Here is a 21,983-nt window from a genome sequence, read left to right on the forward strand (position 1 = left end):
GCGACATGGGCTACGAGCTGGGCACCGACGGACCCTCCGCGATCGTGGTGGGCGTGGACGGCTCCGAGTCCTCGCTGCGTGCGGCCGCCTACGCGCTCGGCCAGGCCCGGCGGCAGGGCAGTCGACTGGTCGCGGTCTTCGCCCGGAGCACCACCGGCGGGATCGGGTCGGTGATGGACACCACCGGTGCCGCCCGCAGTGCGGTGCTAGCCGCCCAGGACGAGATCGAGACCGCGCTGCGACGGGCGCACCTCACCGAGGTGCGCGGGGTCGACTCGGAGCTGGTGGTCCGACCCGGCGACCCGTTCCAGGTGCTGTCCGACGTCGCCCACGAGGTGCGCGCGGACTGCCTGGTGGTCGGGTCCTCGGCGTCGATCGGTCACCGGATCGCGGGATCGCTGGCGGTGCGCCTGGTGCGGAACGCGCACTGGCCGGTCACCGTCGTCCCCTGATCCGGCCCGCACCGCCGCGGCCCCCACGCCGCCGGACGGGCTCCTCCCGCCCGATCGGGTCGTGGCCGGTCAGGACTCCAGGGTGAGCCACCGTTCGGTCACCCGGTAGCCCACCGCACGGTTCATGCCCAGGCTCGCCGCGTTGTCCCCCGCACCCCCGGTGCCGAACCTCCGGACGCCGTCGGCCGCCAGCGCGAGCACCGACGCCGCCTTGACCGCCGTCCCGACTCCCCTGCCCCGGTGGGTGGCGCGCACGGAGGTGAAGGCGGTCTCCGCCCGGTCGGGCAGCTGCTCCACCGCGGTGACCGCGACCAGCAGCCCGTCGTCCCGGACGCCGAACACACGGCCGCCGTCGGTGAACAGTCGCGCGGCCCCGGCGGCGTCCAGGTCCGGGCGCGGGGTGGCGGGGCCGTCCGGGTAGTCCGGGCGGGTGGCGGTCTCCAGGTCGAGCACCTCGGCGGCCTCCGACGCCGTGAGCTCCCCCACCACCAGCCCGCGATCCGTCACCCGGCGGACCAGCGCACGCAACGGCCCTGGGTCCACCACCTCCAGCCGCGCACCCCAGGACTCGGCCACCACCCGGGCGCCTCCGGCCAGCAGCTCGGCGGTACGGGGGTCGTCGTCGCGCAACGTGGTCACCGGCATGTCGCAGGACGGTAGCGGATGCGACATCGACCCCCTCGCCTGGGTACGGTCGCCGGAACCACTCAGTGAGGAGAGCGCTTCCATGACCGACCCGGGCACCCTCGGCCTGACCCCCGACTCCCTGGCCCAGGCCTCGACCACCGTGCTGGACGGTGACCGGCACGTGGACCCCGCACTCGCCCGGCTGGCCCGGCGCGCGGCGGCCGACGGCGCGGTCCTGCTCCGGAACGACGGGGCGCTCCCGCTGTCGGCGGACGCCCGGGTGGCCCTGTTCGGCCGGGTGCAGATCGACTACTTCACCGTCGGCTACGGCTCCGGCGGCGACGTGAACGCGCCCTACTCCTGGAACCTGCTCGACGGTCTGCGCGACGCCGGGGTCCGGGTCGACGACGAGCTGGCCGCCACCTACGCCGACTGGTCCGCCGCCCACCGCCCGGACCCGGGCGAATGGGGCACCTGGCCGCGCTCCTTCGACGAGATGCCGCTGGACGACGCCCTGGTGTCCTCGGCCGCCGGGCGGACCGATCTGGCCGTCGTCGTGATCGGCCGGGCCGCGGGCGAGTCCCGGGACAACACCCTGGAACAGGGCAGCTTCCTGCTCACCGACGACGAGCGCCGGATGCTGGAGCAGGTCACCGGCGTCTTCGACCGGGTGGTGCTGGTGCTGGACATCGGCAGCACGATGGACCTGGCCTGGTTGGAGGAGGACTTCGGCCGCCGGATCGACGCGGTGCTGCTCGCCTGGCAGGGCGGGATGGAGTCCGGTCGCGCCGTCGCCGACCTGCTCACCGGCGCGGTCTCCCCCAGCGGCCGGCTGACCGACTCGGTGGCGCTCAGCTACCCGGACCACCCCACGGCGGGGAACTTCGGGCACCCGGACGTGAACGTCTACGCCGAGGACGTCTACGTCGGCTACCGGTTCTTCCAGACCTTCGCCCCGGAGCGGGTGCAGTTCCCGTTCGGCTTCGGCCTCGGCTACACCGGCTTCGACCTGAGCGACGACGGCTCCACCGTCGACGGCGACACCGCCACCGTCGCCACCCGGGTCACCAACACCGGCGCGCACTCCGGTCGCCACACCGTCCAGGTGTACGCCGCCCGTCCGCAGGGCGCCCTCGGCCAGCCGGTTCTTACGCTGGCCGCCTTCGGCAAGACCGCCGAGCTGGCCCCCGGCGAGTCCGTCACCGTCCGGCTCACCGTCGACCTGGCCGAGCTGGCCTCCTACGACGACTCCGGCGCCACCGGGCACCGGCACGCCTGGGTGCTGGAGGCCGGTGACCACGCCCTGCACGTCGGCGCGGACGTCCGGGACGCCGGGTGGCGGCCGCCGGCCGCCACCTTCACCGTGCCGGAGACCCGCGTGGTCCGGCAGCTGGCGCAGGCCCTCGCCCCGGACCCCGCGCAGCCCTTCGTCCGGATCCGGCCGACCGCCGACGGCGCGGGCGGGTTCCGGGTGGACCGGGAGGAGGTGCCCACCAGTACGGTGGACCGTCCCGACCGGATCGCCGCCGGCCTGCCCGCCACGCTGACCCCGGGCGGCACCGGCCTCACCCTCGCCGACGTCGCCGCCGGCCGCGCCACCGTCGAGCAGCTGGTCGCGGATCTCTCGCCCGCGGAGCTGGAGGGTCTGACCCGCGGCGACTACGTGATGGACAGCCCGCTCGGCGCCCCGGGCAACGCCGGGGTGCTCGGCGGCACCACCGAGGCCCTGCGCGCCCGCGGGATCACCCCGGTCACCACCACCGACGGCCCGTCCGGCATCCGGCTGTCCGCCTACGCCAGCCTGCTGCCCTGCGGCACCGCGCTGGCCGCGACCTGGGACCCGGAGCTGGTCGAGGCGCTGGCCACCGCCCACGGCGCCGAGATGGTCGCCAAGGGGTCGGACATCCTGCTCAGCCCCGGGATGAACATCCACCGCGACCCGCTGTGCGGCCGGAACTTCGAGTACCTGTCCGAGGACCCGCTGGTCACCGGCCGGATCGCCGCCGCCGTGGTCCGCGGCATCCAGTCCAACGGCGTCGCCGCCTGCCCCAAGCACTTCGCGGCGAACAACCAGGAGGAGAACCGGAACCGGAACGACTCCCGGGTCTCCGAGCGGGCACTGCGGGAGATCTACCTGCGCGGCTTCCAGATCGTGGTGGCCGAGGCCCGGCCGCAGACCATCATGACCAGCTACAACAAGATCAACGGGGTGTGGGCGCACTACCACCACGACCTGGTGACGACCGTGCTGCGCGAGGAGTGGGGCTACACCGGGCTGGTGATGACCGACTGGTGGATGCAGCCCGCCACCGACCCCGACTTCCCCGCGCTCACCAATGACGCCTACCGGGTCCGGGCCCAGGTCGACGTGCTGATGCCCGGTGGCGCCGGCTTCGGCACCGACCACGGCGACGGCTCCCTGCTCGGCAGCCTGGAGCGGCCGGGCGGGATCACGCTGGGCGAGCTGCAGCGCACCGCGGTGAACGTGCTGCGGTTCGTGCTGGGCAGCCGGCCGTTCCGGGACGGCGTCGCCTGAGGCGCCGCGGTGGGGCGCTTCCGGTCGCCGACCGGAGCGCTCCACCGCAGACTGCGGGTCATGGCCACCCACGACCTCACCGCCCTCGCCCTGATCGGCTCCCTCAAGCCCTCGCCCGCCCCGTCCAGCAGTGAGCATCTGGCCAACCAGGTGCTGTCCGCGCTGGCACGGCACGGCGTCTCCGGGTCGACTGTCCGACTCGCCGACCACGACATCCGCCCCGGCGTCGAGACCGACATGGGTGACGGCGACCAGTGGCCCGCGATCCGCGAGCAGGTGCTGGCCGCGGACATCCTGGTGATCGCCACCCCGATCTGGATGGGCCAGACCTCCTCGGTCACCAAGCGGGTGCTGGAGCGCCTGGACGCCGAACTCTCCGAGACCCAGGCCGACGGCCGCCCGGTCCTGTTCGACAAGGTCGCGGCGGTGGCGGTGGTCGGCAACGAGGACGGCGCGCACCACGTCAGCTCCGAGCTGTTCCAGGCGCTGAACGACGTCGGCTACAGCATCGCCCCGCAGGCGGTCACCTACTGGGTCGGGGAGGCGATGGGGTCGATCGACTACCGCGATCTGCCCGAGACCCCGGAATCGGTCGCCGGGACCACCGAGACCCTGGCCCGGAACACGGCGCATCTGGCCCGGCTGCTGCGCGCGGGCGCCTACCCGGCCGAGTGACCGTCCCGGGCGCCACGGCCCGGGACCGTGGTGCCCGGCCGATCACGCCGGTACTCCAGGCCACCGCGACGAGGACGACGACGATCCCGCCGCTCTGGACCGTGGTGAGGGACTCACCGGCGGCGACGGTGCCGAGCAGGATCCCGGTCAGCGGGTTGAGCATGCCGAGCGCACCGACCCGGGCTGCGGGCAGGTGCCGCAGACCGCCGAACCAGCACACGTAGGCCAGCGCGGTCGCGATCAGGCTGGTGAAGGCGAAGCCCGCCGCCGACCTCGGATCCATGGCGGGCGGCGGGCCCCCGATCGCGGCGACCACGGTGAGCATCAGTCCCCCGAGGGTCAGCTGCCAGGCCGTCGACGCCAGCAGCGGCGTCCCGGCGGTCCAGCGCTTGCCGAGCAGTGCGCCCACCGAGGACGACACCAGCGCGGCGATCGCGACCAGCACCCCGACCGGGTCCAGCGTCCCGCTCGTCCCACCGAGTACCAGGACCAGCGCCCCCGCCCCGACCACCGCGCCGGTGACCGACCGCACGCCCGGCCGCTCCCCGATCAACGGCCAGGCCGCCAGAATGAGTGCCAGCGGGCTGAGCGCCATGATCGAGGACGCGAGGTTGCTGGGCAGCAGCTGCGCCGAGGCGTAGACCAGGGCGAAGAACCCGGCGACGTTCAGCACCGACAACACCGCGGTCCGCCACCACTGCGAACCGTGCGGCAGAGCCCGCGCGAACGGCAGCAGCACCAGTCCCGCGGGCAGCGCACGGAGCGCCGATCCCCACAGCAGCGCGTCCGCGGGCAACAGCTGCCGGGTCACCACGTAGTTCGCTCCCCAGGCGATCGGCGCCACCGCCGTGATCGCCAGCCAGCGTCGATTAGCTTCCATGGAAGCTATACTACCTTCCACGGAAGCTATGGTGACCGGGTGAGCATCGACCGCGTCGCCCGGATCCAGGAGCAGTGGCGCCGGGAGCGTCCCGACCTCGACGTCTCCCCGCAGGGGCTGATCGGGCGCCTGCACCGGCTCGGCGACCTGCTACGGGACGAGATCCTCACGGTGTACCGCCGCTACGACCTGGGCGAGGGCGAGTTCGACGTGCTCGCCGCCCTCCGCCGCCAGGGTGCGCCCTTCGAGCTGGCACCCGGCGCCCTCGCCCGGCACACGATGGTCACCACCGGCGCGATCACCAAACGGCTCGACCGGCTCGAGGAGTCCGGGCTGATCGAGCGGCGACTCAGCGAGGCCGACGGACGGGGCCGGGTGGCCCGCCTGACCGAGGCGGGCCGGTCCCTGATCGACGAGGCGTTCACCGCCCACATCCGGAACGAGCACCGGCTGATCGCCGCGCTGGACCCGGAGCAGCGGATCGCGCTGGAGGGACTGCTCCGGATCTGGCTGGCCGACGTCGAGGACGCCTCAGACGCCTGACTCCAGGACCCCGAGCGGGTCCTCGGCCAGCGCCATCGCCGCGATCCCGCTCTCCCGGCTCAGCGCGCGCAGCAGCCCCGACCGGCTCAGGTAGCCCGAGGCCCGGGCGGCCGACGTCAGCGACTCCCCCGCCCGCAGCCGGACCACGGCGATGTTCACCCGCGCCCGGGCCCGCCAGCGGCTGAACGGCAGGCCCGTCTCGGCCTGGAACACCCGCTGTACCTGCCGCACGCTCATCCCGTGCCTCGCCGCGAGCCGCTCCAGCGTGTCCGGCGTCACGGCGGCCGACACCTCCCGGGCGATCGTCCGGGCCACCGGGTGCGCCGGCAGGATCAACGGGAACAGGTCGGTGGCCATCGCGGTCAGCAGGTCGTCCAGCGCGGCGCGGAACGGCCGCACCTCCTCGGCCGTGGACGGTGCGGCGCCGAGGACGGCGATCATCACCGAGGTCAGCGCCGGTACGATGCCCATCCGGTGCACCCGGGACGGCGGCGTCGTCCCGGGGGACAACATCGGGCCGAGGATCATGCCGCCCTCGGCGAGCCGGACCGCGTGCGGCACCCCGGCGGCCAGCCACAGGTTCTCCCGCGAGCGCAGCACCACCGGACGGCCGTCCGCGAGCACCTGCGCCACCCCTGTCACCACGTGCAGCAGGTGCGGGACGTCGTGCGTGTGCTCGTCGTGCCCGAGCAGCCGGATCTCGTTGGCCGGCACCACCCGGGCCAGGGCGTCCAGGACGGCGGGCATGCGGTCCTCCTCGATGTCAGCTGCGGCACGGACCCGTGTCGTCACCGGCGCGGCATCTGCTCCCCACGCGAGTGAGGTGAGCCTTACTTTAGCGGCGGTCCAGGGCGGGTCCAGCATCCGCCGTCCTCCCCACACTCTCCGAGGTCTCATGCGCACCCAGCGTTCCCGTCCCACGTCCCTGCTCGCGACCGGCCTGGTCGCGATCGGTCTCCTGCTGTCCGGCTGCTCGACCGGCGGCGGGTCCGGCGCCGCGTCCTCGACCACCGCCCCGGCCGACACCGCTGCCCGTACCGTGTCCACCGATCAGGGCGACGTCGAGGTGCCTGCCGACCCGCAGCGTGTCGTGGTCCTCAACTACGCGCTCGCCGGGTACCTCTACGACCTCGACGTGCCGGTGGTCGCCACCGTCCCGGAGGACGCCGACGGCGCGGGCGCGTACTCCGACTTCTGGGCCGAGGACGCCGAGGCGGACGGCACCGAGTTCCTGCCCTGGAGCACCGACGGCTTCGACCTGGAGGCGATCCTGGCCGCGGAACCGGATCTGATCGTGGCGGGCGGGATCGGATTCCCGCTGTTCCAGGCCACCGAGGCCTACGAGCAGCTCACCGAGATCGCGCCCACCGTGATCGTCAGCGGCACCCTGACCACCTGGCAGGAGCAGTTCTCCTTCCTTGCCGAGGACGTCTTCGGCCAGGCGGACCGCTACGACGAGTACGTCACCGCCTACTCCGAGCGCGTCGCGGAGGTGAAGGACGCGATCACCCCGCCGGAAGGGCCGGTCACCTACCTGGTGTTCACCGCCGACGGCACGCCCTACGCCCTGATCGAGGACACCGGACTGCCGACGGAGCTGGCGGCGGTCGGCATCGACCCCGCACCGGTCTTCGCCGAGGGCGACTACGAGCCGTACACCTCCGGTGGCGACATGTTCGAGCTGTCCACCGAGCAGGTCGGCCAGGTCGTCACCCAGCCCACCGTGTTCGTGCTCGGATTCAACGGCGACACCACCGACGTGGCCACGCTGAGCCGGAACCCGGTCTACGCCGCCCTGCCGTCCTTCGCCGCCGGACAGGCGTACGACCTGCCGTACTGGGCGCTGCGCGGCGACTACGACGAGGCGCTCGCCCTGCTGGACCAGATCGAGGAGCAGTTCTCCTGATGGCCCAGCACCGGTACGACGTGCACCCCCTGGTCCTGCGGCGGGTGCACGTCACCGCGGCACGCGACCTGACTCCGCGGATGCGCCGGGTGACCCTGGCCGGCGACGAGCTCGCCGCGTTCACCCGCGACGGGCTGGCGCTGCCCGCCTTCAGCACCCCGATGTTCGACGATCACCTCAAGCTGGTCTTCGCCTCGGACGGCGATCTCCGGGGTGCACTGCCGGTGCAGCTGGCCCACGGCATCGACTGGCCGGCCAGCGACACCCGCCAGGGCCGCGACTACACCCCGACCCGGTTCGACCCGGATGCCGGCGAGCTGGACCTGGACTTCGTGCTGCACGGCGACGGGCCCGCGGTGACCTGGGCCCGGACCGCCGCTCCGGGGGACGACCTCTGGTTCGCCGGGCCGAAGGCGTCGCTCGTGCTGCCCGACGGCGTCGACTGGGTGCTGCTGGTCGGCGACGAGACGGCCCTGCCCGCCATCGGACGGTTCCTCGCCGAGCGCCCGCTGGGAGACCTGCCGGTGCGGGCCGTGGTGTCGATCGGCCATCCCGACGCACGCCAGGACCTCGCCCTGCGGCCGGGCGACGACCTGCGGTGGCTGGTCGCCGACCCGCTGGACGCCGATGCCCTGCTCTCCGCGGTCCGGGCGGTCGACGCACCGGCCGGCAGCCCCTACGTCTGGGCCGCCGCGGAGAGCCGGGTGCTTCTGCCGCTGCGCCGGTACGTCTCCACCGTGCTGTCGGTGCCGAAGACCCGGGTGACCATCACGGGCTACTGGCACCGCACGGCCGAGGCGGTGGACGAGGGGTCCACGGTGCCGGTGCTGGACCCGCCGGACTCGCCGGTCGCCTGGTTCGCGGTGCGCACCGCCCTGGCCATCGGGCTGCTCGACTGCCTGGCGGGCGGTCCGGTGAGTCCGGCCACCGCCGCGAGCCGGTGCGAGGTCGACCCCAGCGGCCTGTTGCCGCTGCTGGCGGTGCTCGAGCGGGCCGACGTGGTCCGTCCCACCCCGGACGGCCGGCTCGGGCTCGGTGAGGTCGGCGAGCTCCTGGCCGCTGACGAGCACCTGCGGGAACGGTACGAGGGGGTGCACGCGGACCAGGTGATCGCGCTCGCCGACCTCGCCGGCGCACTGCACGGCGGCCCGTCGGCCTGGGAGCGCCGGCACGGCCGGTCGCTGCGGGCCGCCGCGGAGGAGTCCCCGGAGCGCTACGCCGATCTGGCCGAGCAGGCGGACGTCCTGCCGTTCCTGATCACGGCACTGCCCCGGCTCGGTCTCTGGCGGCGCGGGCAGAAGGTGGCCTGCGGCGGACCCGGCGCCCTGGTGATCGCCGACCTGGTGCACCAGACCACCGGGGCCTGGACCACGGTGGTCGAGGCGCCCTTCCCGCTGCGTGCGCTGCTGGCCCCCGGCGAGACCCCGCACCGTGTCGCGCAGTCCTGGGACGGACACGACCTCGCGATCACCGCGCTCGCGCTCGGCCATCGCACCGACGACGAGGCGGTGGCGCACCTGCGCGAGCTCCGCCTCGCCACCGACAGCGCGGTGCTGATCGAGGTCACGCGACCGGACGCGCTCAGCCCCGCCGCCCACGAGGACGCCCTGCTGCACCTGGCGACGGTCGGCGCGCCACCGCGTTCCGCCGGGACGATCGCCGGGCTCGCCGCCCGGGCCGGGTGGACGCTCGACGCCCGCCACGAGCTCGGCTGGGGGGTGGAGTGCCTGGTGCTGTCGGCGCGGTCCGGCCGGTGACGGCACCCCGGCGGCTGCTCTGGCTGGCGGTCGCGGTGCTGGGCCTGGTCGTCGCCGTCGTGTTCTCGCTCGCGGTGGGCTCCGCGACGCTGCCGTGGAGCACGGTGCGGGACGCGCTCCTGCACCCGGGCGGCGGTGTCGACCATCTGACCGTCACCGCCCTGCGCCTGCCCCGGACCGTGCTCGGCGTCGTGGCCGGCGCCGCGCTCGCCACCGCGGGTGCTCTGATCCAGGCGCTGACCCGCAACGACCTGGCCGATCCGGGGATCCTCGGCGTGAACGCCGGGGCCGGATTCGCCGTGGTGCTGGCGGTCGCCGTGCTCGGTGTGACCCGGATCCAGGACTACCTGGCGTTCGCCTTCCTCGGTGCGGTCCTGGCGGCCGCACTGGTCTGGGCGATCGCCACCCGCGGGGCCGGCGGGGCGAGCCCGGTCCGGCTGGTCCTGGTCGGTGTCGCCCTCGGTGCGGTCCTGACCGGCGCGGCGAACTCCCTGGCGCTGATCGATCCGCAGACCTTCGACCGGATGCGCTACTGGGGCGCGGGCACCCTCGCCGACCGGCCGGCGGGCACCGTCACCGTCATCGCCCCCTTCGTCCTGGTCGGCCTGGTGCTCGCCCTCGCCCTGGCCTGGCAGCTGAACGGGCTCGCACTCGGGGACGACCTCGCCCGGTCGATCGGCGTGCGCCTCGGCGTGGTCCGGGCGCTCGGCATGATCGCGATCACCCTGTTGTGCGGTGCCGCGACCGCCGCCGCCGGACCGATCGGGTTCGTCGGACTGATGGTGCCGCACGCGGTGCGCTGGTTCACCGGACCGGACCATCGTTGGGTGCTGCCGTTCTCCCTGGTGCTCGGCCCGGTGCTGGTGCTGACCGCCGACATCGTGGGCCGGGTCGTCGTGCGGCCCGCCGAGCTCCAGGTCGGCGTGCTCACCGCGCTGATCGGAGCCCCGGTGCTGATCGTCCTGGTCCGCCGCCGCCGGGCGACCGGGCTGTGAGGCCGGCCGTCGTCCGCCTGGTGCTGGCCCTGGTGCTGGTGGCCGGGGTCCTCGCCGCGCTCATGCTCGGCACCCGGCCGCTGTCGATCCCGGACGTGATCGCGGCCCTCGCCCCGGACGCCACCGGTCCCGACCGTCTGGTGGTGGTCGGGTGGCGCGCCCCGCGGGCCCTGTCGGCGGCCCTGTTCGGCGGTTGCCTGGCGCTCAGCGGTGCCCTGGTCCAGTCCCTCACCCGCAACCCTCTCGGCAGCCCGGACGTGATCGGCCTGAACACCGGTGCCTACGCGGGCGTGGTCGGCGTGATCCTGCTCGGCGGTAGCGGCTGGGCCGCACTGGCCACGGGCGCGCTGGTCGGCGGGTTCGGCACCGCCGTCGTGGTCTATCTCCTGGCCTTCCGGCAGGGCGTCCGTGGCTTCCGGCTGGTGATCGTCGGCATCGCGGTCAGCGCCGTGCTCTCCTCGCTGACCACCTGGTTCAGCGTCAAAGCCGACCTGGACGTGGCGATGCGCGCCGCGGTCTGGGGCGCCGGCACCCTCTCCGGCACCGGATGGCCGGTGCTCACGCTGTCCGCCGGGATCGCGGCACTGCTCGGCCTCGGACTCCCCGCCGCCGGTCGATGGCTGCGCCACCTCGAGCTCGGCGACGACACGGCGGCGGCACAGGGTGTCCCGGTCGAGCCCGCCAAGGCGCTCGTCCTGACCCTCGGGGTCGCCCTCACCGCTCTGGTCACCGCCACCACCGGACCGGTCGCCTTCGTGGCCCTCGCCGCACCGCAGATCGCCCGGCGGCTGACCGGACGCGCCGCGGGCACCGAACTGCCCGGGTCGGCGCTGGTCGGCTCGGTGCTCCTGGTGGGCGCCGACCTCGTCGCCCAGCACGCGATCCGCGGTGTGATCCTCCCGGTGGGCGCGGTCACCGTGTGCCTCGGCGGCGGGTACCTGATCTGGCTGCTGGCGCGGGAGAGCCGCCGGGGATGACCCGGGCCACCGACCCCAGGCCCTAGGCCGGGTCGGGCTCCGACTCCTGGTCGTCCCGCTCGGTCACCGGTGCGGCCGACCCCTCGACCTCCTCGTCCGCCATCGGCGGATCCGGCGTGTGCAGCCGGGAGTACACCGCCCACACCACCGACACCAACGGCACCGCGATCACGGCGCCCAGGATCCCCGCGCTCAGCGTGCCGGCGGTCACCGCCAGCGCGACGACCACCGGGTGCAGCGACACCTGCTTGCCCATCACCAGCGGCTGCAGCACGTGGCCCTCGAACTGCCCGATCGCCGCGATCCCCAGACCCACGATCGCCGCCTGGATCGGCCCGTTCGCGGCCAGCGCCACGATCATCGCGACCACCATGGCGGCCGGGGCGCCGATCAGCGGGATGAACGCACCGATCATCACCAGCACCGCCAACGGCGCCGCCAGCGGCACCCCGACGATGGTCAGCAGCACCGCCGCCAGGATCCCGTCGGTGACCGCGATGATCACCGTCCCCCGGGTGTAGCCGGAGAAGGTGTACCAGCCCGCACCGCCCGCGGTCAGCCAGGTCCTCCGCACCCGGGACGGGAGCTGGTTCAGGAACCAGGTCCACATGTCCTTGCCCTTGGCCAGGAAGAAGATCGCGCAGAACAGCGCCAGGGCCATCGCGGTGAACACCTCCACCACCGACCCCGCCTGCGACGCCGCCTGCCCGGCGATGTCCCCCGCGTGATCCTGGATCCACTGCCGGCCGGTGTCGATCCACTCGCCGATCTGGTCGTTGGTGATCGTGAACGGCAGCGGGCCGTCCTCCAGGAAGTCGACGATCTGGTCGATGCCCTCGCCGAACTGCTTCGACAGTGCGCTCCACTGGTTCGCCACCGAGTAGGCCACGTAGAAGATCAGCCCGGAGAACACCAGGAACCCGCTGAGCAGGCCCAATGCGGTCGCCAGCGCCCGGGGCATCACCTTCGCGTAGAAGTCCACCAGCGGCCGCAGCACCGCGGTCAGCACCAGCCCGATGAACACCGCGATGAACAACAGCTTCACCTGCGAGGTCGCGTAGAACACCACCCCGACCCCGACCAGCAGCACCAGCAGTCGCCACGTGGTCCCCGCCGAGGTCCGCAACCAGCGCGGCACGTTCTCCTCGCTGCCGCCCGTCGGTCCATGACGCTGCCCGGCCACTCGGCGCGGGATCTGCTCGGCCATCGGGCGCACCACCTCCATCAGCGGCCGGACCAGGTGCGATCCGGCTCCGCCCCAGTCTGGACCTGGGCCGCGATGCGTGCCCGCGCACCGCGCCGTGCTATCTTTACTCACCGTTCCTGCGACACCGGAACCGAGCGCTGTGCGTTCGGTCGAGGCCGTGGGGATTCACCCTGTCCGGGTGGCGGAATGGCAGACGCGCTAGCTTGAGGTGCTAGTGCCCGTATAGGGCGTGGGGGTTCAAGTCCCCCTCCGGACACTCGTTGAGACAGCGACGACGAAGGCCCCGATCCCGCCAGATCGGGGCCTTCGTCGTTCTCCCCCCGGACCCCCTCGTGGCCGCACGGCGCTGCCCGGAGAACCTGCCGCACGATCCCACCAGGCCTACCCTCGCCGCATGCGACTGATCACCCAGACCCACCTGTCCCTCGACGGGGTGATGCAGGGACCGGGCGGCGCCGACGAGGACCGCGGCGGCGGGTTCACCCGCGGCGGATGGGCGGGGGCCGGCGACGATGAGGTCGGCACGCACATCGTCTCCACCTACCGGAACGCCGCGGCCTTCCTGCTCGGTCGCCACACCTATGACATCTTCGCGCCGTACTGGAGTGTCCGGGGCGACAGCAACCCGATCGCCGCCGCGCTCAACGGCCGGCCCAAGTACCTCGTGTCGACCACCGTGCTCGAGCCGGACTGGGCGGGGACCACGACGTTGACCGGCGACCTCGCCGCCGCGATCCGCGCTCTGAAGGACTCCGGCGACGGCGACCTGCTGGTGCCCGGCAGCGGTGTGCTGGTGCGCTGGCTGCTCGCGCACGACCTGGTGGACGCGCTGGAGCTGCTGAGCTACCCGGTGCTGGTCGGACAGGGGGCCCGGCTGTTCCCGACGAATGGCCCGGACCTCGCGCTGGAGTCGATCAGGACCACGGTGACCGCGGGGGGATCGGTGATCCGGCGGCTCCGTCCGCTGGGCCGGCCGCGGTACGCCTGAGGGTGCCGGCGCCCGGGACGACCGACCGCCCCGGCACCGTGCTCAGAGCGGCAGGGACGCGGCCGCCCGGTCGAGGCAGTCGTCGACGTGGTGTGGTCCGTAGCTGCCAGGGAACTTCGTGGCCGTGAACCGGCAGTCCTGCACCTCCTGGCGGGTGATCGCAGTCGGGAACCGGCGCTCGTGCGACGGGCGCAACGCATCAGCCACCCGGTCCGGCAGGAGGTCCACCTGGTCCTGGTCGTAGCCCTCGCGGAACTTCGTGACGGCGAACCGTGCGTTCAGGACGTCGGTGACGGTCAGGGGCCGCCGATCTCTGTGTTCGTCAGGGGAAGAGCGGACTCAGGTGCTTCGGCGCCGTTCGTGATGACGCCCAACACGCCGGGCACCCACCGTCCACTGCCGTCCTATCGGCGGGCACGCCGCCTGATCGCTCCAACCAGCGCCGTTCCCAGGAACAGGATCACCCCGATAATCCCGAGCCACAGCAGGCCCTTGATCGCGAAGCCCACCACCGCCAGGACGAGCCAGAGCACCAACAGCACGACCACGAGTGTCAACATCCCACCCACGCTACTCCTCTGAGGTGCACATCTCTCAGGCTTCGAACGCCGGAGATGGCCATGGTCCGCGCTGAGGACACCCGGTTCGAGCAGACGTCCTCGGGCGAGACCTCGGCCATCACCCACGACGGTCGCGACTCCAGTTGTCCGCACTGGGCCAGCAACCCGACGGAAGCGAGCCGAGAGGCACGCAGCCCCTTCGACAGAGTTGCTCGAATGGCCAGCAATCACCTTCGCCAGCGCCAGCTCCTCTGCTCGACCGGCCACCTCGTGGCGGACGGGCCGACCGTCTCACACTCGATGATCACCGAATTTCTGGCCCGTGAGCCACGGAGCCCGGGAGGCATCGAGCAAGTGCTGCCGACATCTTGAGACGTCGCGAATCCTTCCGCAGACTCGCAGGTCAGGCGGCCTTCCGCCCCATCTGTAGACGTGACGGTAGTGGATGAGTCCACACTCCGGACCTGCGTGAAGACAAAGACGAGGAGGGTCTCGATCCGATCAGATCGGGACCCTCGGCGCGGTCGGGCGTATTCCGAGGCCGCCAGGGAGATCCTGCCTGCGGCCGACGCGAGCCAGGCCGGCCTTCACGCACGCGGCTGGTCAGCCAACGCCGTCTCTCCCTCGACGGCGCGACGCAGAGCCGGCGGCGTCGACGAGGACCGTCCCTGCGGCAATGCGGGTGCTGGACGAGCGGGCGGAGCGCCCTGGCGGCTGCGGACGGTAGGGCCGCCGCCGGCCCACGAGTGCGACCCGCCCGCGCGCTCAGAACGGCAGCGCGGCGACCGCACGGTCCAGGAAGTCGTCGACCTGGCCCTGGTCGTATCCCTCACGGAACTTGGTCGCCTTGAACCGGGAGTCCTGCACCTCCTGGCGAGTGATCGCGGTCGGGAACCGGCGCTCGTGCGGCGGGCGCAGCGCGTCGGCGACCCGGTCCAGCAAGGCGTCGACCTGGCCCTGGTCGTATCCCTCCCGGAACTTGGTGGGGGCGAACCGGGCGTTCAACACGTCCGTGAAGGTGAGGGGGTGCGGCGTGTTCTCGATCACTGGACGAGCGTAGTGGGGTCGGGCTTTCCCGCGGCGGTGCGCGCGTCCTGCTCCACCCGTTCGCGGTAGGCCGCCCACTCGTCGTCGCCGTGGAACGGGAGATTCGGGTCGTCCGCCCCGGTGCCGCGCTCGCCGTCCAGGGACTCGCGCAGGATGTCGGCGTGACCGGCGTGCCGGGCGTACTCGGTGACCAGGTGGACCAGGATCTGGTGCAGGGTGACGTCGGCGCGGGCCTCGGACCACCAGGGCACCCGGCCACGGGCGTCCAACGGCAGCTCGGCGATGGTGCGGTCGGCGTGCTCGGCGGAGGCGGCGTGCAGCTCGCGGACGAGGGCCAGGGACTCCTCGGGCGGGACCCACAGGTCGGCGTTGGGCTCGGCGTCGTCGTCGAACCACGGCATCGGCCGGTCGGCGGGCCGGTCGAAGACCTCGCCCAGGTACCCGAACTGGATCAGGGCGGCATGCTTGACCAGCCCGGCGACATTGGTGCCGCTGGTGGTCAGCGGGCGGCGGGCGTCGTACTCGCCGAGTCCGTCCAGCCGGGACAGCAGCGCCGAGCGGAAACGTTCCAGGTACTCCCCGAGGGTGGCCTTCTCGTCCATCGCCCCAGGATGCGCCGTCAGCCCGCGGCGGGCACCAGCAATTCCTCCACCGCGGCCAGCACCTCGGGCGCGTCGGGCTTGGTCCGCGGCCGGAACCGGCGCACCCGTCCGTCCGGTGCGACCAGGAACTTCTCGAAGTTCCAGGTGACCCGGCCGGCCCTGCCCGAGTCGTCCGGGGCGGTGGTGAGCTGCCGGTAGAGCGGGTGGGCGTGCCGGCCGTTGACCGGGGTCTTCTCCAGCATCGGGAAGGTCGCACCCCAGGTGGCCGAGCAGTACTCGGCGATCGCCTCGGCGTCGGAGAGCTCCTGCAGGAACTGGTTGCTGGGCACGCCGACCACGGTGAACCCGCGCGGGCCGTACTCGCGGTGCATCGCCTCCAGCTGCTCGTACTGCGGTGCGAGTCCGCACCGGGAGGCGACGTTGACCACCAGCGCCAGCCGGCCGTCCACGATCGCTCCGAAGGTGGTGTCCTCGCCGCGCAGGGTCCGGACCGGGATGTCGTCGAGCTGCATGCTCCGCAGCATCGCACCGGGCAGCGGGCGCGTCGAGGGGACGGGTCATTGGAAGTCCCGCGAGGTGCTCGCGACGCGCAACGACATCGGTGCCAGGTGCTCGGCCACCAGGTTGGTCGCACCGTCCGCGCGTTCGACCCGGCCGCGGATCACCATGGCCCGGGCGGTGCGGGCGGTGTGCCGGAAACGCTGCCAGAGTCCGGTGCCGCAGATGACATTGAGCAGGCCGGTCTCGTCCTCCAGGGACAGGAAGGTCACACCGCCCGCCGTGCCCGGTCGCTGCCGGTGGGTGATCACCCCGGCGACCGCGACCCGGCGTTCGGGCTCGTGCTCGAAGACCTGCGACACCCGGAGCACGCCGGCGGCGTCCAGCCCGTCGCGGACGAACTCGGTCGGGTACGAGTCGACGCTCACCCCGGTGGCCCAGACATCGGCGGCGGCCAGCTCCACCGGGCTCATCCCGGGCAGGGTGGGCGCGGCGACCCCGACCGAGACGCCGGGCAGGGTACCCGGCCCCTCCTGCGCCAGTGCCCCGGCCGCCCACAGCGCCTCCCGGCGGGTGACGCCGAGGGACTCGAGCGCGCCACCGGTGGCCAGCGCCTCCAGCTGGGCGGTGCTGAGCTCGACCCGGCGGACCAGGTCGCGCAGATCGGTGAACGGTCCGTGCGCGACGCGCTCGGCGACCAGCCGCTCGGCGATCTTCTCCCCCACCCCGCGCACCGACGACAGACCGATCCGGACGGCAAGGGCACGGGACTCCGGGACGCCGTGCGTGCGGACGGGAGCCGGGACATCCGTCGCGCGCGCGGGCGCAGCCGGACCATCGAACCCGCGGGCGGCAGCCGGACCGTCGAACCCGCGGGCGGCGACCGGGCCGGGGGGCATCGTCCCGACCACGCCGGAGCGCAGCGGGGCCAGCGGCGGTTCGCCCCCCTGGGGTCCAGGGCCGGTGCGCTCGACCGTGGCCAGGGCGTCGGAATGCTGGACGTCAGCGCGCAGCACCGCGATGCCGTGCCGCCGGGCGTCTGCGACCAGGGTCTGCGGGGAGTAGAAGCCCATCGGCTGCGCGGCGAGCAGCCCGGCGTAGAACGCGGCCGGGTGGTGCACCTTGAGCCAGGCGCTGGCGTAGACCAGGAAGGCGAAGGAGTAGGCGTGCGACTCTGGGAAGCCGAAGTCGGCGAAGGCCTTGAGCTTGTCGAAGACCTCCTCCCGGATCCGGGCGTCCAGGCCGTTGCGCGCCATCCCGGCCATCAGGCGCTCGCGCAGGGCCTCCATCTTGTCCAGGCTGCGCTTGGAGCCCATCGCCCGCCGCAGCTGGTCGGCCTCGGCCGGGGTGAAGTCGGCGACGTCGATCGCCATCTGCATCAGCTGCTCCTGGAACAGCGGGACGCCGAGGGTGCGCTCCAGCGACTTCTCCAGCGCGGGGTGCAGGTAGGTGACCGGTTCCCGTCCCTGGTACCGCTCGATGTACGGGTGCACGGACCCGCCCTGGATCGGACCGGGCCGGATCAGGGCGACCTCGACCACGATGCCGTAGAAGCTCCGCGGCTGGAGCCGGGGCAGGGTGCCCATCTGCGCCCGGGACTCCACCTGGAACACCCCGACCGTGTCGGCGGCGCACAGCAGGTCGTAGACCAGGGGGTCCTCGCTCGGCAGGTCGTGCAGGTCGAGCTGGGGACCGCCGTGCGCGGAGACCTGCGCGAAGGCCAGGCGGAGCGCGGTGAGCATGCCGAGCCCGAGCAGGTCGAACTTCACCAGCCCGGCGTCCGCGCAGTCGTCCTTGTCCCATTGCAGGACGGTGCGTCCCTCCATCCGCGCCCACTCCACCGGGCAGACCTCGATCACCGGGCGGTCGCACATCACCATCCCGCCGGAGTGGATGCCCAGGTGCCGGGGTAGACGCAGGAACCGGTCGGCCAGATCGATCACCTGTGCCGGGATCTCCGCCAGGTCGCTGGCCGGGGGCGGCCGGTGCGCGGGCACCACGTCGTGGCCGTCCGCGGTCGGCGACCCGGCGGGCCGGTGCTCGTCCAGGTCCGGCTCGTGGTTCCAGCCCCAGACCACCCCGTCCGGGTCGCGCTGCTGGCGGGCGTACTGCGGTGCGGCGTGGCCCGCTGCGTGCTGCTCGGCGCGGGCCGCCGCCGACCACCACGGGTGTTTCGGCTGCGGACCGCGCAGGGTGCCCCAGCGTTCGATCGACTTGCTCCAGGCGTCCTGCTGCCCGGCGTCGTGGCCCAGCGCGCGGGCGGCGTCCCGGATCGCGGAACGCGCCCGGTAGGAGATGACGTTTGCGACCTGGGCGGCGTGGGTGCGTCCGTGGGTGGCGTAGACGTACTGGATGACCTCCTCGCGGCGGGCCGACTCGATGTCGACGTCGATGTCCGGTGGCCCGTCCCGCTCCGGGGCGAGGAAGCGCTCGAACAGCAGATGGTGACTGACCGGGTCGACCGCGGTGATCCGCAGGGCGTAGCAGACCGCGGAGTTCGCCGCCGAGCCGCGCCCCTGGGCGAGGATGCCCTCCCGGCGGCAGAAGTCGACCAGGTCGAAGACCACCAGGAAGTAGCCGGGGAAGCCCAGGTCCTCGATCACCTGCAGCTCGTGCTCCAGCTGGGCGTAGGCGCCGACGACGCGTTCCTGTTCCGGCGGGCCGTAGCTGTCCAGGGCCCCGCGACGGACCAGCTCGCGCAGCCAGGTCGCCTCGGTGTGTCCCTCCGGCACCGGGTAGGGCGGCAGCTGCGGGGCGACCAGATGCAGGTCGAAGGCGAGATCGGCGGCGAGATCGGCGGCGGCTGCGACCGCCCCGGGATGCCGGCGGTGCCGGTGCAGCATCTCCGCCGCGGACATCAGGTGGGCGGTGGGGGCACCGGGCAGCCAGCCGTCCAGCTCCGCCATCCCGGAACGGGCGCGCACCGCCGCCAGGGCCGCGGCCAGGTCGGCGTCCGCCGGACCGGCGTAGTGCACGTTGCCGGTCGCGACCAGCAGCAGCCCGCACTCGTCGGCCAGCGCGGCGAGGGCGTCGGCGATCTCCCCGTCGTAGGGGCCGCCGCCCTCGGTGATCTCGACCACGACGTTCTCCGCACCGAACAGGTCGATCAACCGGTGCAGCTCGGCGCGGGCGCGGTCGATCCCGGCTGCGGTGACCGGACCCGGCTGCGGGCCGCCGTTCAACGCCTGACGGACCGGTCCCTTGCGGCAGCCGGTGAGCAGCACCCACTGCCCGGCAGCGGCGGTGGCCAGCTCCGCCCAGCGGTAGTGCGCGGCACCCTTCACCCCCGCGGACAGGTGCGCCTCGGCGATGGTGCGGGACAGCGCGCGGTACCCGTCGGCTCCCCGGGCCAGCACGGGCAGGTGGATCGCCCGCGGGTCCGGGACACCGGTGGGCGGGTCCAGGACGTCCGGGCCGATCGGGTCGGGCACCGGCAGGTGCAGCTCGGCGCCGAAGACGGTGGGCATCCCGACCCGGCGGGCGGCCTCGGCGAACCGCACCACGCCGTACAGCCCGTCGTGGTCGGTGAGCGCCAGGGCGGTGAGTCCGAGCCGGTGCGCCTCGGCGGCGAGCTCCTCGGGTTGGCTGGTGCCGTCGAGGAAGCTGAAGGCGGAGTGCGCGTGCAGTTCCGCGTAGCGCGGAGCCATGGCCGAAGCCGAGGTCGGGGTCGGGGTCGACTTAGTCATAGACCGCCTCGCAGGTCCAGCCGTCCGGGTGGGCGGCGAGCAGCAGGGCGCGGCCGTCGGCGAGCGTGACCTGCAGGTGCACCCGGACCCGCGGCCCGGACTCCTGCCACCAGCCCTCGGCCAGCGGCCACGGCCCGGCCCAGCCGACGATGCGGTGGTCGGCACCGCGGTGGTGGGCATTGCGGTGATCGGCACCACGGTGATCGGCACCGCGGTGGTCGGCGCCACGGATGCGCACCAGCACCGGTGGCGCGCTCATGGCCAGGCGGGTGTCGAACCCCACCCGGGCACCGGCGGCGTCGAGCACCTCCACCGGGAAGGGCTCCTCCGGCACGGTGGCCGGGGCCGGGGCGGGCAGCCGACCGGGCCAGGGACGGTCCGCCGGACGGGCCGCCTCGTGCTGGGCGCCCCACGGCCGCAGATGCACCTGGTCGCGGACGTCCCGGCCGCCCTGCACCACCGCGGTCAGCACGCCGTCACCGCCGAGCAGTCCCTGCACCCGGTCCAGGGCACGGTGCGCCCGCAGGTCCCCGCCGGAGGACCCGCCCCACAACCGCCCCTGCTCGGCACCGGCCGGCGCGACGTCCTCCGCGGTGACGGTCAGCCGCACGATCCCCACCGGATCGCGCTGGTCGTCCTCGGCGTCGGCGCCCGCCGGTCGGCTGAGCGCACCGGCGGTCAGCCATCCGTCGAGCTGCCAGCGGATCCGGTCGGTGATCCGGGCGGCGGTGAGCCCGCCCAGCCCGCCGGTGTCGGTGCACCAGGTCCGCACCAGGTCGTCGCCGGTGTCGGTCCGGGCGGCGATCCGCAGTCGACCGCAGCTGACCGAGTGGGCGGTCAGCAGGGTGTGCAGCTCCTCGGCCAGCCGGCGGCCCACGAACGTGGCGGTGTCCACCCGGTACGCGGGTGGGTCCAGCGCGGTGTCCACCTCCAGGTCGGACTCGGGACGGCGCCGGGCGGGCGGACGCAGGTCGTCGCCGCGGGCCAGGGTCCAGGCCCAGCTCCCCGAGTCGCCGAACCGGGCATGCACCTCCGGCCCGGCGAGACCGGCCAGGTCACCGAGGGTGCGCAGTCCGAGTCGGCGCAGCAGCTCGATCAGGCCGGCCACCGGTCGCGGGTCCTGCACGGCGGCGGCCAGCAGCTCGTCCACCGGCCGGGGTGCGAGGAAGGCGGCCGACTCCCCCGCCGGGACCCGCTGCTCGGCCCGGGCGGCGACCAGCGCGGCGAGCAGCCCGTCGGCGGTGCCCACCTGGCACTCGTGACCGGTGCGTTCGGCCACCGCGGAGACCAGGCGCTCGGCCAGCACGTCCTCGGTGCCGTGGAACCGGGCGGCGCCTCCGGCCGGGAGCAGCAGCAGCCCGGGGCGCAGCACCTCGATGCCGGGCACCACGGTCTCCACCGCGGCCGCCATCGGCTCGAACAGCCGGGCGTCCCGGTCCTCGTCGCCGGGCAGCAGCACCAGTTCCGGGCACACCGACTGGGCCTGGCGGCGACGCATCCCCCGGCGCACCCCCTCCCGGCGGGCCGGGGCGGAGACGGTGTGCACGCGGGAGCCGACCAGCACCGCGGCGGGCTGGTGCGCCGATGTCCCGGTGGCCGCCAACGCCGCGACCACCGGCCAGTCCGGCGCCCAGACCACCGTGGTCCGGGTGGCGGTATGCACGACCCGGGTGCTCATCCGACCAGCCTCAGTCCGGTGTCGGCGCGATCGACGCGCGTCTGCTCCGGCGCGGGCAGACCGTAGGGGTCGGTACGGCCGTCGTAGGGCAGCACCAGGCTCAGCTCCTCCGGACGCCCCCCGGCGGCGCCCCGGCCGGTGCGGGTCAGGTGCAGTTCCCGGGCGCGCAGCCGTCCGCCTCCCTCGCCCGGACCGGTCCATCGCCCGCCGGTGACGGTCAGCACGCAGCCCGCACCGGGCCAGGGCGTCGTCGCGAGCAGCACGGATCCCCGGTCGCGGGCACGGGCCATCAGACGACGACGGTCGGCGTCCTGCAGCGCGGTGCCCGGTCCGACCACCACCAGATCCAGGCCGTCCAGCAGCGCCGCC

General features: G+C 73.7%; 18 protein-coding genes, 1 tRNA gene and 3 pseudogenes. 10 read left to right on the top strand and 12 right to left on the bottom strand.

Features of this window, described 5'->3' with window-relative positions; translation table 11 throughout:
* Positions 1–452: universal stress protein (locus OGL89_RS14235; protein ID WP_263120818.1), on the top strand; the 452-nt coding region annotated here is incomplete at its 5' end.
* 69 nt (positions 453–521) lie between these two features.
* Here OGL89_RS14235 and OGL89_RS14240 read toward each other — a convergent pair.
* Positions 522–1,097 (bottom strand): GNAT family N-acetyltransferase, encoded by a 576-nt coding sequence (locus OGL89_RS14240; protein ID WP_263120819.1) that lies wholly within the window; start codon positions 1,095–1,097, stop codon positions 522–524.
* Between the two features lie 82 nt (positions 1,098–1,179).
* Between OGL89_RS14240 and OGL89_RS14245 the strand changes: the two genes are divergently transcribed.
* Positions 1,180–3,615: a glycoside hydrolase family 3 protein gene (locus OGL89_RS14245; RefSeq protein WP_263120820.1), complete on the top strand. Its 2,436-nt coding sequence runs from the start codon at positions 1,180–1,182 to the stop codon at positions 3,613–3,615.
* A gap of 60 nt (positions 3,616–3,675) precedes the next feature.
* Positions 3,676–4,290 carry an NAD(P)H-dependent oxidoreductase gene (locus OGL89_RS14250; protein WP_263120821.1) on the top strand — a complete coding sequence of 205 codons (615 nt, stop codon included), beginning with the start codon at positions 3,676–3,678 and terminating at the stop codon, positions 4,288–4,290.
* 67 nt (positions 4,291–4,357) lie between these two features.
* On the opposite strand, the pseudogene OGL89_RS14255 reads toward OGL89_RS14250, so the two are convergent.
* Positions 4,358–5,170, bottom strand: a pseudogene (locus OGL89_RS14255) (EamA family transporter); the annotation flags it as partial.
* Positions 5,171–5,209: 39 nt separating this feature from the next.
* Here OGL89_RS14255 and OGL89_RS14260 point away from each other — a divergent pair.
* Positions 5,210–5,713: a MarR family transcriptional regulator gene (locus OGL89_RS14260; protein ID WP_263120823.1), complete on the top strand. Its 504-nt coding sequence runs from the start codon at positions 5,210–5,212 to the stop codon at positions 5,711–5,713.
* Here the strand turns inward: OGL89_RS14260 and OGL89_RS14265 are convergent.
* Positions 5,702–6,460, bottom strand: coding sequence for a helix-turn-helix domain-containing protein (locus OGL89_RS14265; RefSeq protein ID WP_263120824.1), 759 nt, complete (start codon positions 6,458–6,460; stop codon positions 5,702–5,704). The two genes, OGL89_RS14260 and OGL89_RS14265, sit on opposite strands and share 12 nt — an antisense overlap.
* Positions 6,461–6,608: 148 nt before the next feature.
* On the opposite strand from OGL89_RS14265, the gene OGL89_RS14270 reads away from it, so the two are divergent.
* Genes OGL89_RS14270 through OGL89_RS14285 form a run of 4 tightly spaced genes read left to right on the top strand, consistent with a single transcriptional unit; the run spans position 6,609 to position 11,348 of the window.
* On the top strand, positions 6,609–7,619 hold the full coding sequence (locus OGL89_RS14270) for an ABC transporter substrate-binding protein (RefSeq protein ID WP_263120825.1): 1,011 nt from the start codon (positions 6,609–6,611) through the stop codon (positions 7,617–7,619).
* Entirely contained in the window at positions 7,619–9,376 is a 1,758-nt protein-coding gene (locus tag OGL89_RS14275) for a siderophore-interacting protein (protein WP_263120826.1), read from the top strand. Before OGL89_RS14270 ends, OGL89_RS14275 begins: the two co-directional genes overlap by 1 nt.
* On the top strand, positions 9,373–10,371 hold the full coding sequence (locus tag OGL89_RS14280; RefSeq protein WP_263120827.1) for an iron chelate uptake ABC transporter family permease subunit: 999 nt from the start codon (positions 9,373–9,375) through the stop codon (positions 10,369–10,371). The genes OGL89_RS14275 and OGL89_RS14280 overlap by 4 nt, the downstream gene beginning before the upstream one ends.
* Positions 10,368–11,348 (top strand): iron chelate uptake ABC transporter family permease subunit, encoded by a 981-nt coding sequence (locus OGL89_RS14285; RefSeq protein WP_263120828.1) that lies wholly within the window; start codon positions 10,368–10,370, stop codon positions 11,346–11,348. Before OGL89_RS14280 ends, OGL89_RS14285 begins: the two co-directional genes overlap by 4 nt.
* 22 nt (positions 11,349–11,370) lie before the next feature.
* Here OGL89_RS14285 and OGL89_RS14290 read toward each other — a convergent pair whose 3' ends face one another.
* Positions 11,371–12,555, bottom strand: coding sequence for an AI-2E family transporter (locus OGL89_RS14290; protein WP_263120829.1), 1,185 nt, complete (start codon positions 12,553–12,555; stop codon positions 11,371–11,373).
* A gap of 172 nt (positions 12,556–12,727) precedes the next feature.
* On the opposite strand from OGL89_RS14290, the gene OGL89_RS14295 reads away from it, so the two are divergent.
* Both OGL89_RS14295 and OGL89_RS14300 read left to right on the top strand, forming a co-directional pair.
* Positions 12,728–12,811, top strand: a tRNA-Leu gene (locus OGL89_RS14295).
* Positions 12,812–12,949: 138 nt separating this feature from the next.
* Positions 12,950–13,543 (top strand): dihydrofolate reductase family protein, encoded by a 594-nt coding sequence (locus tag OGL89_RS14300; RefSeq protein WP_263120830.1) that lies wholly within the window; start codon positions 12,950–12,952, stop codon positions 13,541–13,543.
* 404 nt (positions 13,544–13,947) lie between these two features.
* Here OGL89_RS14300 and OGL89_RS14305 read toward each other — a convergent pair whose 3' ends face one another.
* The 8 genes and pseudogenes from OGL89_RS14305 to OGL89_RS14340 all read right to left on the bottom strand — a co-directional run.
* Entirely contained in the window at positions 13,948–14,103 is a 156-nt protein-coding gene (locus tag OGL89_RS14305; RefSeq protein ID WP_263120831.1) for a hypothetical protein, read from the bottom strand.
* Between the two features lie 765 nt (positions 14,104–14,868).
* On the bottom strand, positions 14,869–15,021 hold the full coding sequence (locus tag OGL89_RS14310; protein WP_263120836.1) for a DivIVA domain-containing protein: 153 nt from the start codon (positions 15,019–15,021) through the stop codon (positions 14,869–14,871).
* A 9-nt stretch (positions 15,022–15,030) separates the two neighbouring features.
* Positions 15,031–15,147, bottom strand: a pseudogene (locus OGL89_RS14315) (DivIVA domain-containing protein); the annotation flags it as partial.
* Entirely contained in the window at positions 15,147–15,752 is a 606-nt protein-coding gene (locus tag OGL89_RS14320; RefSeq protein WP_263120832.1) for a DinB family protein, read from the bottom strand. The gene OGL89_RS14320 and the pseudogene OGL89_RS14315, both read right to left, overlap by 1 nt.
* 17 nt (positions 15,753–15,769) lie before the next feature.
* On the bottom strand, positions 15,770–16,264 hold the full coding sequence (locus OGL89_RS14325; RefSeq protein ID WP_263120833.1) for a glutathione peroxidase: 495 nt from the start codon (positions 16,262–16,264) through the stop codon (positions 15,770–15,772).
* Between the two features lie 45 nt (positions 16,265–16,309).
* Positions 16,310–19,897: a DNA polymerase III subunit alpha gene (gene dnaE / locus OGL89_RS14330; RefSeq protein ID WP_263120834.1), complete on the bottom strand. Its 3,588-nt coding sequence runs from the start codon at positions 19,895–19,897 to the stop codon at positions 16,310–16,312.
* Positions 19,898–19,928: 31 nt separating this feature from the next.
* Positions 19,929–21,614 (bottom strand): DNA polymerase Y family protein, encoded by a 1,686-nt coding sequence (locus tag OGL89_RS14335; RefSeq protein WP_263120835.1) that lies wholly within the window; start codon positions 21,612–21,614, stop codon positions 19,929–19,931.
* Positions 21,611–21,983, bottom strand: a pseudogene (locus OGL89_RS14340) (hypothetical protein); the annotation flags it as partial. The gene OGL89_RS14335 and the pseudogene OGL89_RS14340, both read right to left, overlap by 4 nt.

It is taken from the genome of Cellulomonas sp. RIT-PI-Y (assembly GCF_025642745.1).
Taxonomy (GTDB): Bacteria; Actinomycetota; Actinomycetes; order Actinomycetales; family Cellulomonadaceae; genus Cellulomonas.

Bases quoted from the DNA above. Each gene is read 5' to 3' on its own strand.
- OGL89_RS14320 (WP_263120832.1), bottom strand. From the start codon at position 15,752: ATGGACGAGAAGGCCACCCTCGGGGAGTACCTGGAACGTTTCCGCTCG.
- OGL89_RS14250 (WP_263120821.1), top strand. From the start codon at position 3,676: ATGGCCACCCACGACCTCACCGCCCTCGCCCTGATCGGCTCCCTCAAG.
- OGL89_RS14335 (WP_263120835.1), bottom strand. From the start codon at position 21,614: ATGAGCACCCGGGTCGTGCATACCGCCACCCGGACCACGGTGGTCTGG.
- OGL89_RS14245 (WP_263120820.1), top strand. From the start codon at position 1,180: ATGACCGACCCGGGCACCCTCGGCCTGACCCCCGACTCCCTGGCCCAG.
- OGL89_RS14270 (WP_263120825.1), top strand. From the start codon at position 6,609: ATGCGCACCCAGCGTTCCCGTCCCACGTCCCTGCTCGCGACCGGCCTG.
- OGL89_RS14275 (WP_263120826.1), top strand. From the start codon at position 7,619: ATGGCCCAGCACCGGTACGACGTGCACCCCCTGGTCCTGCGGCGGGTG.
- OGL89_RS14265 (WP_263120824.1), bottom strand. From the start codon at position 6,460: ATGCCCGCCGTCCTGGACGCCCTGGCCCGGGTGGTGCCGGCCAACGAG.
- OGL89_RS14290 (WP_263120829.1), bottom strand. From the start codon at position 12,555: ATGGCCGAGCAGATCCCGCGCCGAGTGGCCGGGCAGCGTCATGGACCG.
- dnaE (WP_263120834.1), bottom strand. From the start codon at position 19,897: ATGGCTCCGCGCTACGCGGAACTGCACGCGCACTCCGCCTTCAGCTTC.
- OGL89_RS14325 (WP_263120833.1), bottom strand. From the start codon at position 16,264: ATGCAGCTCGACGACATCCCGGTCCGGACCCTGCGCGGCGAGGACACC.
- OGL89_RS14300 (WP_263120830.1), top strand. From the start codon at position 12,950: ATGCGACTGATCACCCAGACCCACCTGTCCCTCGACGGGGTGATGCAG.
- OGL89_RS14305 (WP_263120831.1), bottom strand. From the start codon at position 14,103: ATGTTGACACTCGTGGTCGTGCTGTTGGTGCTCTGGCTCGTCCTGGCG.
- OGL89_RS14240 (WP_263120819.1), bottom strand. From the start codon at position 1,097: ATGCCGGTGACCACGTTGCGCGACGACGACCCCCGTACCGCCGAGCTG.